11 protein-coding genes are annotated in these 15,034 nt (G+C 60.9%); 2 read left to right on the top strand and 9 right to left on the bottom strand.

Annotated features, from left to right (window positions below; translation table 11 throughout):
• Positions 1-63: 63 nt before the first annotated feature.
• Entirely contained in the window at positions 64-1,836 is a 1,773-nt protein-coding gene (locus tag RFM98_RS16365) for an adenylate/guanylate cyclase domain-containing protein (RefSeq protein ID WP_320309834.1), read from the top strand.
• Positions 1,837-1,915: 79 nt separating this feature from the next.
• On the opposite strand, the gene RFM98_RS16360 is transcribed toward RFM98_RS16365, so the two are convergent.
• The 3 genes from RFM98_RS16360 to RFM98_RS16350 all read right to left on the bottom strand — a co-directional run bounded on the left by RFM98_RS16360 (position 1,916) and on the right by RFM98_RS16350 (position 4,931).
• Positions 1,916-3,301: a hypothetical protein gene (locus RFM98_RS16360; protein WP_320309833.1), complete on the bottom strand. Its 1,386-nt coding sequence runs from the start codon at positions 3,299-3,301 to the stop codon at positions 1,916-1,918.
• A 206-nt stretch (positions 3,302-3,507) separates the two neighbouring features.
• Positions 3,508-4,032 (bottom strand): GNAT family N-acetyltransferase, encoded by a 525-nt coding sequence (locus RFM98_RS16355; RefSeq protein ID WP_320309832.1) that lies wholly within the window; start codon positions 4,030-4,032, stop codon positions 3,508-3,510.
• A gap of 74 nt (positions 4,033-4,106) precedes the next feature.
• A complete protein-coding gene (locus RFM98_RS16350; RefSeq protein ID WP_320309831.1) occupies positions 4,107-4,931 on the bottom strand; it encodes a hypothetical protein in 825 nt (274 codons plus the stop codon).
• 200 nt (positions 4,932-5,131) lie between these two features.
• Between RFM98_RS16350 and RFM98_RS16345 the strand changes: the two genes are divergently transcribed.
• Entirely contained in the window at positions 5,132-6,547 is a 1,416-nt protein-coding gene (locus tag RFM98_RS16345; RefSeq protein ID WP_320309830.1) for an adenylate/guanylate cyclase domain-containing protein, read from the top strand.
• Positions 6,548-6,629: 82 nt separating this feature from the next.
• Here the strand turns inward: RFM98_RS16345 and RFM98_RS16340 are convergent, their stop codons facing one another.
• The 6 genes from RFM98_RS16340 to RFM98_RS16315 all read right to left on the bottom strand — a co-directional run bounded on the left by RFM98_RS16340 (position 6,630) and on the right by RFM98_RS16315 (position 14,715).
• The gene (locus RFM98_RS16340; protein ID WP_320309829.1) at positions 6,630-7,109 is read right to left on the bottom strand and encodes a class I SAM-dependent methyltransferase; all 480 of its coding nucleotides are present in this window, start codon (positions 7,107-7,109) and stop codon (positions 6,630-6,632) included.
• A gap of 168 nt (positions 7,110-7,277) precedes the next feature.
• Positions 7,278-8,459, bottom strand: a complete 1,182-nt coding sequence (locus RFM98_RS16335) for an ABC transporter permease (RefSeq protein ID WP_320309828.1) — start codon at positions 8,457-8,459, stop codon at positions 7,278-7,280.
• A complete protein-coding gene (locus RFM98_RS16330; protein WP_320309827.1) occupies positions 8,456-9,454 on the bottom strand; it encodes an ABC transporter permease in 999 nt (332 codons plus the stop codon). The genes RFM98_RS16335 and RFM98_RS16330 overlap by 4 nt, the downstream gene beginning before the upstream one ends.
• A 2-nt stretch (positions 9,455-9,456) precedes the next feature.
• Positions 9,457-11,355 (bottom strand): ABC transporter substrate-binding protein, encoded by a 1,899-nt coding sequence (locus RFM98_RS16325; RefSeq protein ID WP_320309826.1) that lies wholly within the window; start codon positions 11,353-11,355, stop codon positions 9,457-9,459.
• Positions 11,352-13,247, bottom strand: a complete 1,896-nt coding sequence (locus RFM98_RS16320) for an ABC transporter ATP-binding protein (RefSeq protein WP_320309825.1) — start codon at positions 13,245-13,247, stop codon at positions 11,352-11,354. Before RFM98_RS16320 ends, RFM98_RS16325 begins: the two co-directional genes overlap by 4 nt.
• A gap of 130 nt (positions 13,248-13,377) precedes the next feature.
• On the bottom strand, positions 13,378-14,715 hold the full coding sequence (locus RFM98_RS16315) for an adenylate/guanylate cyclase domain-containing protein (protein WP_320309824.1): 1,338 nt from the start codon (positions 14,713-14,715) through the stop codon (positions 13,378-13,380).
• Positions 14,716-15,034: the final 319 nt, after the last annotated feature.

Here is a 15,034-nt window from a genome sequence, read left to right as displayed (position 1 = left end):
CGATTGCGAAAGTTCCCTCTTACCCTCCGTCTTCCTGCTATCCTGGAGATGAGGAGACGACCCATGAGCGAGAATCGTAAGCTAGCGGCAATCCTGGCTGCAGATGTGGTCGGGTATAGCCGGCTCGCGAGCGCGGACGAAGATCTTACTTTGGCGAGGTTGCGGGCTCTGCGCAGCGACTTGATCGATCCGACCATCGCAGTGCACCACGGGCGAGTGATCAAGCGCACCGGGGATGGAGCGCTGGTTGAGTTCCGCAGTGTGGTGGATGCCGTGCGCTGCGCCGTTGAGGTTCAAAATGGTATGGTTGAGCGCAATGCCGGCGTGCCGCAGGACCGCCGCATCGAGTTCAGGATCGGCATCCATCTGGGGGATGTGGTCGAAGAGAGCGACGGCGACCTCATGGGCGACGGCGTCAACATCGCCTCGCGTTTGGAGGGCGTCGCGGCGCCCGGCGCCATCTGCCTGTCCGAGGATGCCTATCGCCAGGTCAAGGCGAGGCTCGACCTCTCGGTCAGCGATCTCGGCAGCACGCAGCTCAAGAACATCGCCGAGCCGATCCGGGTCTACTCGCTGCAAGTCGGCAGCGCCGGGACCAAGGCGGCCGCCACCTCGGAAACCGCGACGGGTCGGCCGGCGACGGCCGTTCCGCCGAAGCTGTCGATCGCCGTCCTGCCGTTCACCAACATGAGCGGTGACGCCGAACAGGACTACTTCGCAGACGGCATCTCTGAAGACATCATCACGGCGCTGTCCAAGCTGTCGCAGCTCTTCGTCATCGCACGCAATTCGTCGTTCACCTTCAAGGGCCAGAACGTCCATGTGCAGGAGGTGGGCACGAAGCTCGGCGTGCGGCATGTGCTTGAGGGCAGCGTACGCAAGTCGGGGAACAGGGTGCGCATCACCGCGCAGCTCATCGATACAGCCTCGGGCGGCCATCTCTGGGCGGAGCGGTTCGATCGCGACCTGACCGACATATTCGCCGTGCAGGACGACGTCACGCAGCAGATCGTCGGTGCGCTGGCGCTCAATCTGACTGAGGGTGACCGTCAGCGGCTGGCGCCCGAGCACCCGCGCAACACGGAGGCGTATGACTGTTTCCTGCGGGGGCGGGAGCTGTGGCACCGGCTGACGAAGGAGACGAACGTCGCAGCCCGCGACCTCTTGCAACGTGCCATCGAACTGGAACCGAAGTTTGCCTCTGCCCACGCCTTCCTCGCCCTCACGCACGGACTCGATTACCTGAACCGGTGGGGCGCGTCGCCGCCGGAATCGATGGCGCAAGCGGAAGAGGCCGCAACGCGAGCGGTAACGCTGGATGACAGCGATCCCTGGGCGCACTGGGCGCTGGCTATAGTCAAGCTGTACACACGACGACACGATGAGGCCATCAACGAGGCCGAGCGCGCGATAGTCCTCAATCCGAACTTCGCCGAAGGGCATGTCATCCTCGGCGAGGCGCTGTACTATTCGGGCAGATCCGAGGAGGCCCTCGAGAGTTTCGCCCGGGGGAAGACCTTGAATCCATACTTTCCGGATGTGCTTCTGCACTTCCAGGCTTTGGCCTTGTTTCAACTAGGAAGGTACGAGGAGGCCGTTGACCTCTTGATGCAACGGCTGGCGCGCAACGCTGTCACCGACGTCTCGCGCGCGCTTCTGGCGGCCAGCTACGGCCATCTGGGCCGCTTCGCCGAAGCCCGCGCGGCATGGCAGGAGGTGCTTCGCGTCAATCCCGACTATTCGCTGGAATACCGTCGCAAAGTCTTGCCCTACAAGAACCCTGCCGATTTCGAGCTCGTGGTGGACGGGCTCCGCAAGGCCGGTGTCGTGCAATGACAGTTTGGGCCATGTCAGGTCAGGCTTGAACTGCAGCCGATCGCGATGGCCCCTCCGCGAATAAGGCCTGAAGCGAGGCTCAGGTCGCCTTGATCGCTGCCCGGCCGATCTTGCGCCATCGGGCGTCTTCGCGAACCAGTCTCAGGTCGTCGGTCGTCTCGGCAAATGTCCGTAAACGATATTGCCGGAGCAGTTCCGGGAAGAGTGCCCCTTGCGGCTGGCCGGCAAGCTGCTCGCGGACCGAGATCTTTTCATCGATGACCCGCATGCCCCAGGCATTTTCCCGAACCTGCAGCTCCGCAGCCAGATCGCGCTCTTCGGGCGCGTTTTCGTCTAGCACAGCCAGCAGGATCGAGTGGAAAAGCGCTACATAGCCAATCTGTCTCAGGCCGCCCACGACCCGCACGCGCGGCAGTATGGCGAGAACGAGAAACATCAGGAACAGGTTCGGCAACAGCACGCCGTCCAGCAGTGCTTGCCTGAGATGCAGCCGTTCGAACGGGATGGAAAGACCATGCGGCCTGTCAGGCTCGACCAGGTGCCCGTTCCTGATGACGAGCTTGCGCACGCGCTCCTCACGGATGCCCCAGAAATAGTCCGTGGCATTGGGCAGAAATCTGCCAAATGGGCTCGATACGGCCTCTTGCAAGGCACTGTCGAGCCGCTGACGTCTTGCGGGCTCGATGAGCAGCCTGGAAAGAAGGCTGTCGTCATGTTCCAGATGGCGCGCCATGGCAGCAGCGGCGAGCCGATCATCGATGAAAACCGGCAGGGCCATGCCGGATCGATCCCAATTGGCGATCAGATCCTCGTTGAGAGCTGTCAGCGCATCGGCGGCGGTTCCAAACACCTTGTCCTGGTTGGCAAGCAGTGTGCCCAGCCAGCGGCTGACATCCGTCTCATCGCCCACCGCTTCGAGCGCGCGGGTGTTGAGAGACACGGGACCGGCCGCGCAGGTGCTTTTGCGGCACAGTTTGTGGCGGCCCAGGCCGAACAGGTTGATTTTGTCGTAGCCGACATCGAGCCATCCTGGGCCCTCGCGGCCAACTGTCTCCATGGTCATCGTCGTTCCCATGAAGCCGAAAAAGGCCGACAGGCCGTTTTCGACCGCGCCGAGCCAGGCAAGCAGGACGGCATCGAAGGTAATCCGGTCCATCAGAAGCAGGCAGTGCAGGCCGGACTGAATCACCGGTCTGTGCTCGAACTCTTCGAGGGCCTTGCCGATTTCCTCAGGCCGCATAATCACATCGAGGCGCTCATGCAGGGCTTCGCGCAGGATCGAGCGGGCAGCGATCGCCGGGCCGGATGCAGGCCTTGCCACCGGGCGCCACAGATGGCGGGCATAATCGGAAACCGATGCGTTCCAGTTCTGCTCGATATCACGCACGACTTCAGGGCAGAGCAACGACAGCACAGCCAGAATTTCCACCGGAGGCGTAGCTGCTGGATCAAAGACGACGGTCATTGATACCGTCTAGCCGCTTGCGCCGCACACGCCAAGGGCGACCAGACTTGCTTGATGCGACCAGCCCACACATGGATCCTCAACTCGATCAAAACCAGGATCTTAAAGCGCGTCGCGCTGAACCGGATTCAGGCGACCCGCTTTAAGTCTATGTTTTGATGCATGTCGTTGTCCCAGAACCGCTGCACACTTCTGGGCGACATGCCTTAGAACCGCAGCCGGGCCATGCTCAGCAGGTCGTGGTACTGCCCGTCGGTAAAACCGGCCTTCACATGCCGACCTTCGACCTCGAAGCCGTGGCTTTTGTAGAGACGGACGGCCGGTTCGTTGTCCGCATAGACGGTCAATTCGACCCGCTTCAGGGCGCGCCAGTTGTCAGCCACGTCAAGCAGCGCGCCAAGTATGGCAGAGCCGATGCCCTTGCCGACAAAGGCATCGTCAAGGCCGATATTGATCTCGCCGATATGCGAACGACGCGGCGAGCCTTGCACGACCAGGCTGCCATGGCCGACGACCTTGCCGTCCAACTCCGCGACGATCCAGGTGGTTTCCTGGCCGGACTTGGCGATGCGCCGCTCCACCTGCTCCACCATTTCGAAGGGCATCCTGAGCGTGCCCCAGCGAAATCCCGGCATGTTGAAGATGGCGCAAAGCGCCTCCGCATCGCTTGGCCGGACGGATCGGAGCAGCGGCTGGATTTTCTCGGAGGATGGCGAGGTCGTGCTGGTCATGGCGTTCCCGGCGAAGGCAATTAGCCCGGCACGATGCACCGGACGTCACCTGAAAATCCAGCCGTGTCTGCAAGCTATGATGCCGATTGCGAGCTAAAATACCGGGAAGCGACGTAGAGTTTGAAGACGCCGCTGATGCCGATCCAGCCGAAAAGGGCGAGCCAGCACAATGTCTTGGTCGCCGCCCAGTCGATCCGGTGCACCGCAGCGTCGGTGATGATGAGGCCAAGGATGGCAAGCAGGCCGACCAGAAACTGCGCCATGCCGAGCACCAGCAGTTCCTCGCGCGGCGCGCTCCTCCAGACGACATATATGCCGCCCGCACCGGCGAGGAAGATGGCGCTGTAGACCTGGGCGTGGAACGGATCGACCGTCCATGGCCAGGTGCTGCTGACTATCAGGGGAAAAAGCAACATGCAGACGCCATAGAGCCCAAGGATCGCCGTTTCCAACAACATGTAGCCACGCCATGCGGGGTTCAGGGGCACGCCTTTCGCTGAAGGACGGGACCTGGCCCGCCATAGGAACAGCCCGGATACCGCGGCCGAAGCAAGATAGACCAGGAACCAGAGCCAGGTCGCTTTGCGCCCGAAGTTGAAATAGCCGAGATTGACGAACGAAGCCGCTGAGACGATGACGGTGAAGATGAAGGCCATCACCAGCACGAGCCTGCCGGGCGACCAACGATTCCAGTACAGCAGCGCCGCCATCACCGTGATTTCGGCGGTGTAAAAGCCGCCGAGGAAGCGGGCACTGAACGGCGTGACGGCCCAAGGCCAACGCGGCTTGACCAACTCAGGCGCAAAAAACAGGCCGGCGCCTACGATCAGGACGATGATGACCCCCGCGGAGAAAAGGCGCAGGGCCGCGGGAAATGGCGGGTTGTCGGATGTCGGCATGGGAGAGACCCCCGAAGATGAACGCCCGTGGATCATCATAGTGCCGCTTGCGGCTGGTGAAAATCCGCCGAATGGAAATTGAACTTTCACCAGGTCTATTCGAATGGCCGTACGGTCCGTTTCGACGTAAAATGCAGAACTCGGGCCAAAAGACCGGCCCGGTCAACGCGTCTCGGGGCGCATTTTCCGGAGCCTGCACGATGAGCGACGCTCAGGACCTCTTCTCGCTTCTGCTGCAATCGACCGATGTCGACCCACAGGCAATCGACGCGATCAAGCGAACCATCGCGCAGGGCAAGGACTACGAACTTTGCCGCATCAATGCTCCAGCCTTCGCCAGCAGGCATGGCCTCGACGAGGAACGCACCATCAGCGCCTTTCTGCATGCGGCGCGTGTGGGCATCTTCGACATTTCATGGAATGTTCTATGCCCCGGCTGTGGCGGCGTGCTTGACACCAACGCCACGCTGAAAACCCTGCAAAAGGACGAATACACCTGCGCACTGTGCTCAGAGGACTATTCGCCGACCCTCGACGAGATGGTCGAGGTGACATTCACGGTCAGTCCCCGCCTGCGCAGGATTGCCGCCCACAATCCGCACGAACTGCCGTTGCTGGAATATTTCCGTCAGATCTATTGGGGGTCCGGCGTCGATCTGCCGGAAGAGGATTTCGCGAAAAAGATAGAAGCGTTCCTGCTGGAGGATATCGAGCTTGCGCCCGGTGAAAAGGCGGTTCTGCCTATCCAGCTTCCATCCGAATTCGTCATCGTCTTCGAGCCGGTCACCCATTCGGCGCAGTTCATCGACGGGAAAGGCGAACCGACAAGCGAGCGCCGAAGCCTCTCTTTGGTCTTCGACCGCGACCATGTGCAGAACCAGACGCTCGAGATGCAACCCGGCCCGCTGCGCATTTCGCTGGAAAACAGGACCGATACCCGCGTGCTGCCGACGGTCTTCATCGCCGGCCATGCATTGCATGATTTCCTGGGCAAACGCCGGCCCTTCCTGACCGCCAAGCGCCTGCTCACCAGCCAGACGTTCCGCGACCTCTATCGTACGGATACGCTCGACATCAACCAGCGCCTGAAGATCACCAGCCTGACCTTTCTGTTCACCGACCTGCGCGGATCGACCGCGCTTTACGAGCGCGTAGGCGACCTTTCGGCCTTCGATCTCGTGCGCGCGCATTTCCAGGTTCTGCACGAGATCGTCGCGGCGGAGGCAGGCGCGGTGGTGAAGACGATCGGCGATGCGGTGATGGCGACTTTCGCGACGCCTGATCGCGCGATTGCCGCGGCCCTCAGGATGCGCGATGCCATGCGCGCGCTCAACGACAAGAGCGGGCGCGAGGACCTGCTGCTCAAGATCGGAGTCCACACCGGCCCCTGCATTGCCGTGTCGATGAACGAGCGACAGGACTATTTCGGCCAGACGGTCAACATTGCTTCGCGGGTGCAGAACCTTGCCAACGCACAGGCGATCTTCGCCACTCGTGCGGTGGTCGACGACAATCTCACCGCCGATCTGTTGCACAGGAACGCGCTGACGCCCGTGCCCCACGAGGTCTCGCTGCGCGGCATCGAGCGCGAGATAGCAGTCTACACGATCCCCTGAAGGCTTGGCCCCGGAAGACTTGGCCCCTGAAGATTTGGCCCCTGAAGATTTGGCCCATGAAGATTTGGGTAGTCTCGGACCCTCACACGCGCCTACAGATAAAATAACGATCGGCGGGCACCGAAGGCGGCGACGGCAGGCGTTGCAACTGCGGGTGATCGAGCGGCGTGCCGCTGACCGCGATCCCGCCGACGCGAAGCAGGCGCGCGGTCAGATCGGGAAGCCAGGTGGAGGTCACTGCATCGCGATCTTCATAGCCGGTGCCGATGTCGGCATGGACAAGAGCGGCGTCGATGCCGATGAACCTGCGAGCCGTCTCGCGTATTTCGCCGAGCACGAGGTTTTCAGCTTCGGGAATTGAACTGGCGTGCGCGGCAAGCGCGCGGTCGAACGCCACGATCCGGCGTCCGGGCAGGCGCTCGCGCAGATGGTGGAACGTCCGGCCGTTGCCGAGGCCGAGCTCGAGCACCGGGCCTTCAATCTTCGCCACCTCCGCGCAGACTTGATCGAGAATGTCGCGCTGTGCCGTCATCCTGCGGATGAAACTGTCGAGGCGACTCATATGCGATCGTATGTCCTGAACCAGTCCGCGAAATTGGCGATGACGTATTAAACGCGATCGAGCGTCGCCGCATATAGAGGCGAACGATGAACGCTGCAACAACCGAACAGGCTGCCGGCAAGGATCATACCGGGTGGAGTCGGCCCGGCGCGCGGCGCAATAGCGATGTTACTTGTAAGGGTCTGCGGCGTCCCGCAAGCCGTCGCCGAGGAAGTTGAACGCCAAGATGACGAGAATGACGGGAAGCATCGGCAAAAGCAGCCACGGATAGAACGCGATCACGCTGACGCTGCGCGCCTCGGTGAGCAGGATGCCCCAGCTGGTAGTCGGCGCCCTCAGGCCGAGCCCGAGGAAGCTCAGCGCCGTCTCGCCCAGGATCATGCCGGGGATGGAGATCGTCGCCGTCGCGATCAGATGCGACATGAAGCCGGGAATGAGGTGCCGCCGGATAATGCGGCTGCTGCTGGCGCCCATCAATTGCGCGGCCAGAACGTAATCCTCCTCGCGCAAGGCCAGAAGCTTTGAACGCACGGCCCGCGCCAGTCCGGTCCAGTGGAGCAGCCCGAGGATGACGGTGATGCCGAAATAGATCAGGATCGGACTCCAGGTTATCGGCATGATCGCCGCCAGAGCCAGCCATAGCGGAATGCTGGGGATCGATTGCAGAACTTCGATTATCCGTTGAACGATCAGGTCGAAGACACCGCCGTGATAGCCGGCCAGTCCGCCGATGACGATGCCGAGCAGGAAGCTGAAACTGATGCCGACGAGGCCGATTGTCAGTGAAATGCGCGCGCCATAGATGATGCGCGAGAACACGTCGCGCCCCAGCCTGTCAGTGCCGGCCAGAAAGAGCTGGCCGTTTTCGGCAGGGCAGACAAAATGCCTGTCACCTTCGATCAGGCTCCAGAACCGGTAGCTGTCGCCCTTGCAGAAGAAACGGATGCGCTGAACATCATCCTGTTTGTCGATGTAGTTCCGCTTGAGCGTGTCCATATCCAGCGTCATCCGGCGGCCATAGACGAACGGCCCGATGAACTGGCCGTTGTGGAACAGGTGCACCCGCTGCGGCGGCGAATAGATGTAGTCCATGTTGCGCGTGTGCAGATTGTATGGCGCCAGGAACTCGCAGATCAGTATCCCGAAATAGAGCGCTGCCAGGAATATGCCGGATATGAGGGCAAGCCGGTGCCGTCGGAATTTCCACCACATCAGCCGCAACTGCGACGCCTGAAACACCTTCGACTGCTCGGGCGTCATCGCCTCGACCGACTGCAGGTCAAAGGGCGCGATGGAAACGTAGTGTTGCAGTGGAGCACCCGGAGCGGGCAGCGGCGATTGCGTGTTCATTTGGTGCTGCCGCCCTGCAAACGAATTCGCGGATCAAGCAGCGCCAGCGCTAGGTCGGAAATCAGGACACCGATGACCGTCAGGAAGGCGAGGAACATCAGGAACGACCCTGCCAGATACATATCCTGGCTTTGCAGCGCCCTGATCAGCATCGGTCCGGTCGTTTCCAAGGAAAGCACTATCGCGGTGATTTCGGCGCCGGAGATGATGGCCGGCAGGATGGAGCCAATGTCGGAAATGAAGAAATTGAGCGCCATGCGCAGCGGATATTTGACCAGCGCCTTGAAGGGATGAAGGCCCTTGGCGCGTGCGGTCACGACATATTGCTTGTGAAGCTCATCGAGCAGATTGGCGCGCAGCCGCCGGATCATGCTTGCCGTGCCTCCGGTGCCGATGATCAAGACCGGGATCCAGAGATGCGCGAGGATCGACTTCGCCTTGGCCCAGCTCATCGGCTCGCTGAGATATTGCTGGTCCATGAGATGGCCGATGGACGTGCCGAACCAGATGTTGGCGAAATACATCAGGATCAGCGCCAGCATGAAATTCGGAATGGCAAGGCCGAGAAGGCCGAAGAAAGTCAGGCCGTAGTCGCCCCAGCTGTATTGATGGGTGGCTGAGTACATGCCGATCGGAAAGGCGATGAGCCAGGTGACGATGATCGTGACGAAGGAAACCAGCACGGTCAGCCACATTCGGTCCCCGATGACGTCGCGAACCGGCAGCTCATACTCGAACGAATAGCCGAAATCGCCATGCAGCATCCCGCCGACCCAGTAGAAGTAGCGAATGACCGGCGGCTTGTCGAAACCATACTCCTTGCGCATCATCTCGATGCGATCGGAATCCACCGCTTCGCCCTGTGCCCGAAGCTCGGAAACATAGCTGTCGAAATAGTCGCCTGGGGGAAGCTCGATGATCGTGAACACCAGCGCCGATATGATCAGCAGCGTTGGAACCATCACGGCAATGCGCCAGACAATGTATCGAAGCACGCTCAGGACTCTCCAAGCCAGAATGTATCCGGCATGTAGACACCGAAATAGGCGGTCGGGTCGTAGCCGTAGAGCGCCTTGTCAGGCAGATTGCGCAGCCGCGAGGATGCCAGAACCGGCTGATGCGTTCCGTTCACCGTGCCGATCGAAAACACCTGATCGGTGTAGATCGACAGCATTGAATTCCAGATTTCGGCGCGCTCCGTGGCCTCGGTCGATGCGTTCCAGCGCTTGAGCAAGGCCATCAACTCGACCACAGGCGGAAGATCGGGCGCCTCACCGGCCGTACCATGAGACAGATAGTGAGCACCCCAGAGCGGCCATTGCAGCTGGTCGTCGATGGTGGGGGCCAACTGGTACGGATTCATGTCGGCGGTCGGCACGCCATTGTCGATGCCCGACCATATCGACATCATGATCTGGCCGCCAAGCGCGCGGCTGCGGAAGATGTCGCGCTGCGACGTCCGGACGAACAGGGCGATGCCGATCTGGCGCCAGTGATCGGTGATGAGTTCGAGCGCGTCGGTTTCCAGCGTGCTTTCGCCGGCCGTTTCCACTATGATTTGCGCCGGGCGTCCGTCGGAAAGTATCCGCAGGCCGTCATCGTCACGCGTCTGAAGCCCGACCTCGTCGAGCAGGGCGTTGGCCTGGTCGGGATCATGGGCGACCCAGGCTTTCGCGAATTCCGGCCGGTAGAGCGGGCTCTCCGGCAGGACCGTATCGGCACTTTCCTGCGCCAATCCGTAGAACACGGCCAGATTGATCTCGCGCCTGTCCACAGCGAGCGAAAGTGCGCGACGCACACGCACGTCACGAAAAAGGCCACGCCACACCTGGTCGGCACAATTCAGATTGGGCAGCAGCGCCAGCCGCGAACCCTGTGTGCGTTTCCAGAGATGCATCTTCACCGGGTAACGCTTCTCCGCATCCTTCAGGAACGAGTAGTCGGCAAAGTCAATTCCCATGCATTGCAGGTCGCTCTCACCCGCACCGGTCTTGGCGGAAATGATCGCCGACGAGCTGACATTCATGACTACCCGGTCAACATAGGGCAGTTGCCGGCCATTCTCGTCTATTCGATGAAAGAACGGGTTCCGCTCGAAGACGAACTGCTCGGCCGGCGGCTTGGTCCGGTTCTGCCAGGGATCGAGCGTCGGCAGCTCCGGGTTCTCCGGGCGATACTGCCGCGACATGCGGATATGCAGGAGCGTCCATTTCTTGGCCCGGTTCTCCTCCATTAGGCCGGCGAGCCGGAATGGATCCTGGTATTTCTTGTGGAACTGCTTGAGATAGGCGGCCGGCAGAACAAGCGATAGCGGCGAAGCGGCAGCGAGCTTGGGCAGGAAGTCGGGATTGGGCGCATCCCAACTATAGCGGACCGTCAACGGATCGACGATCTCGAAGCGTGGCGGCTTGCCGCCCGCCAGCAAGGTCGGGGCGAGCCCGCCTTGCGTAAGCTCATCGTTCAGCCAGACATCTTCCCAGCAATAGCGAAAATCCTCCGGCGTCAGCAGGCTGCCATCAGACCATTTATGTCCTTCCCGTATCTTGAAAGTGAAGACGCGGTCATCCGCCACGTCGAAGCTTTCGAGAATGTCGGGTTGCAGGTTAAGCTTTTCGTCATAGCCGACCAGGCGAGCATATCCGTAGATCGTCATCATTCGGATATCTTTCTGGCTGCCGATGATCGTGCGCAGCGTGCCGCCATACTGGCCGGGCTGCCGGCCCATCGCGGCGAGATTGAGCACCCGCGGGCTCTTGGGCAGGCGTTCGGCGAGTGCCGGCAGCGCCAAGGCCTTCAACCGCGGCTGAAGAAACTCCGGCTCCAGACCGCCGGCGCGCAACGTGCTCGGCAGAAATGCGGAAGCCATGAGGCCAAGGACGGTGCGCCGGCTGATCAATGGCGTAGCTCGCTGACATTGGCCGAGCGTCGGGCCAGAACGAGGTGGCCGCCGCCAAGATCGAGCGGCGACAGCATATCCTCGTCGCCTTCGTCGCGGAATTGCGGTCCCCATGCGCTGGTGTCCGAAGCGCCGCTGAGCTTCAATGTCTTGAAATCCATCGGCCTGTCGAGATCTGGGAAAGGTACCGCGGCGACCAGTGAGCGCGTGTAGGGGTGGACCGGTTTCCTTAGCAGAATTTCGCGCGGCGCAAGCTCGACGATCCGCCCGCCGCACATCACCGCGATGCGGTCTGCCATGTAGTCCACCACCGCCAGGTTGTGCGATATGAACAGGTAGGTCAGGCCCAGCTCCTTTTGCAGGTCCTTCAGAAGGTTCAGGATCTGCGCCTGGACAGAAACATCGAGCGCCGAAACCGGCTCGTCGCAGATCAGGAGTTCAGGCCCCAGCGCCAACGCGCGCGCGATGCCGATACGCTGACGCTGCCCGCCGGAGAAACTGTGCGGATAACGCTTGATGAAGCGCGGATCGAGCCCGATTGCCTGCATCAGGCTCTTGACCGTGGCGAGTCTGGATGCGGCATTGCCACGTTGATGGATTTCCAGCGGCTCGCTTAAGATGTTCTCCACCGTCATGCGAGGTGAAAGCGACGAAACCGGGTCCTGGAAGACCATCTGGATTTTCGCGCGCAGCATGCGCAGGGCGTCTCCCTCGCCTTCCAAGACGTCGATCGGTCCATCGCGGCCGTTGAAGATCACAGAGCCACCGCTAGGTGTGACAGCCCGCATGAGGATCTTGCTGACGGTGGTTTTGCCGGAGCCGCTTTCGCCGACCAGACCCAGGCACTCACCCCGCCTGATATCGAAGCTCACGCCGTCCACGGCGCGAACAGAGGTCTGATGATCGCCGCCGAACCATCCGGACTTGCGGATGGTGAAGGTCTTTTTCAGATCCCTGACCGACAGCAGGATGTCGTCCGGCCCCTTCGACGCCGGCGCCGTCTGCTTGCCGAGCAGATTCTCGACATTCACCGGCACCTCGCGGAGCGCCTTTAGCCTTTCGCCAGGCTTCAGCTCGAAATGCGGAACGGCTGCCATCAGGCCCTTCAGGTAAGGATGACCCGGCCGGCGGAATATCGCCTCGACAGGCCCCGCTTCCATGATCTCGCCGTGGTAGATGACCACCACCTCGTCGGCGACATTGGCGACCACGCCGAGGTCGTGGGTGATCAGCAGCATCGCCATGTTCAGCTTGGTCTGAAGCCCGCGCAGCAATTGCAGGATTTGCGCCTGGATGGTGACGTCCAGCGCCGTCGTCGGCTCGTCGGCGATCAGCAGGGCAGGCCGGCAGATAAGCGCCATGGCGATCATGGCGCGCTGACGCAATCCTCCTGAAAGTTCAAAGGGATACATATCATAGGCGCGCTTGGGATTGGGAAAGCCGACAAGGCTGAGCATCTCCTCGGTCCGTGCCTTGCGCTCCGCCCGAGCCATGGGCGTATGAATCTGCAGGGATTCGCTGACCTGGTTGCCGATCGTGTGCAGCGGTGACAGCGATGTCATCGGCTCCTGAAAGATCTTTCCGATGCGGCTGCCTCTCAACGCCCGGATTTCGGGTCCATCACGCGGCATCTTCAGGATATCCTGCGTCGTGCCGGGCTTTTCAGGATCGGAAAACAGGATACGGCCGCGAACATGGGCCGAGCCCGGCAAAATGCCCATCACTGCCTGGCTGAGAACCGATTTTCCGGAACCTGACTCGCCCACAAGCGCGGTAACCTTGCCGGGCAGGACTCGAAGATTTGCGCGCCTGACGGCATGCAACGGTCCGCCGATGATGGCAAAAGAGATGCCAACATCTTCGATCCGCAGCAGATCAACACCCGAATTCATTCCACACCAGCCCCACTCTGGCAGTCCAGAACGTGAGACTAGCGCATTGCCAGTTTAGAGCAACTTGGATTCGAAACGGTGGCCAGTGGCGGAACCGGCGACCGGACTGCCTACCGAAGGCGTTCGGATTTTACTGAAGCTTCCTCGGGTCGCCGGTCGACAGCCGCGCGGTATCGCGGTGAAGCAGCATGACCTGCTCGGCGTCGGATCTTCGGTCGTAAATCGGCTCCAGCGCACCGTCTTCATCGAGTGCGAGAGCACCCGACAGATCGGGTGAAAGAACCGTCAGCTTCTTGATGCCCGCCAGTTCCTCGTTGCCGAGCGTCAGCCAGTTGTTAGCGCCGCAATAGCTGGCGAAGTCCTTGCTGGCCAGAACGCTGTGCGGATATTTCTTGGTCAGGGTCTGGAGGCGCTGGACCTCGTTTACAGCCGATCCGAAGACAGAGAATGTGAGCCGGTCGGTAAGCCCGACATTTCCGAACATCACGTTGCCGACATGCAGGCCGATGCCGAATTTTATGTCGGACAACCCCTTTTCCTTTCTTTGCACATTGAGTTCCGTCATGCGCGCGGTGGCCTTGTGCGCTGCCGCAAGAGCGGCTTGACATGCGACCTCGGACTGCGAGCGGTGCCTTTCGCAAGGGTAGACGGCAATGAAGCCATCTCCTATGAAACTCATGATCTGCCCGCCTTTGCGATTGAAAGGTGCGGCAACGGCGTCGAAAAACTGGTTCAGCGTATCGATATAGGTTTCTCGCCCGGCGGTTTCGGCAAGCTTTGACGACCCGCGCATATCGCCCATGACCAATGCGGCCCGGATTGTATCGCCCTCGCCGCGCTTGATCTGACCGTCAAGCACGCGCCTGCCGGCGTCGCCCCCGAGATAAGTGGTCATCATGTTGTCGGCGAGCTTGGTGAGCACCGCCATCTTGGTTGCGATGGCGAGATGGCTCTGGAGACGCAGCAGCGCCGAAATCATGCTGTCGCTGAAGCCTGCGGCACTGTCGGTGGACCAGGATCCCATCATGCCCTGACTGGTGTTGCCGCTGAAGGGAAGAACGAAAGCCATGTAGTCGGTGACACCCATAAGCCGGAGTTCATCGAAAACAGGAAACTCCGACGGCACCGACGGGTCGAGCCGGCGTCGCAGATGGTCGAGCTGATTGCTGAGCAGATGGTAATAGGGGCTGGTCAGGAATCTGTCAGACGGAACGCCGGCTTTTTTGCGGAAGCCTTCCACTTCCATGCCCTGGCCGCGGAACCAGGTGAAGCCAAGCGCGTCATAAAGCGGATGAAGCATCGAAAAGCTCAGATGCACCCGCTTCAGCGGCAGGCCGGCAGCAGCCAGCCGTTCGCAAAAGCCTTTTATTAATGTCTCAAGGTCGTTGCCCGCCAGCGCCGATTGGTTCAGCCAATCGGCAACCTTATCCATGAGAATGGTGGAAATTTCTGCTTGCGCTGTGCTCATACTATCTCGAAACCCATCAAAGACGGAGCCGTTATCCTTTGATCCGCCATAACACAGTCCGCCAACGACCCAAAGGTAAGACCGCCTAAAGCGCGTCGCGCTGAACCGGATTCAGGCGACGCGCTTTAGGTCTTTGTTTTGATGCATGTCGTTGTCCCAGAACCGCTGCACACTTCTGGGCGACATGCATTGAGTCAACAAGGCCCGCTTCGGCGGCAAAAGCGGCGAAGAATTTTCCCGGTTGACTATCCTTGCGGCCAAGGAACAGGCCTAACCGCATCTATGTCCTGCGGCATTATGTGGCGAGGCTGCCGGCGGA

The sequence above is a fragment of the Mesorhizobium australafricanum genome, assembly GCF_033977265.1.
In the GTDB taxonomy this organism is placed as follows: Bacteria; Pseudomonadota; Alphaproteobacteria; order Rhizobiales; family Rhizobiaceae; genus Mesorhizobium; species Mesorhizobium australafricanum.
Note: the sequence above shows the minus strand (reverse complement) of the source record. Positions and strands in the feature narration are given on the sequence as shown.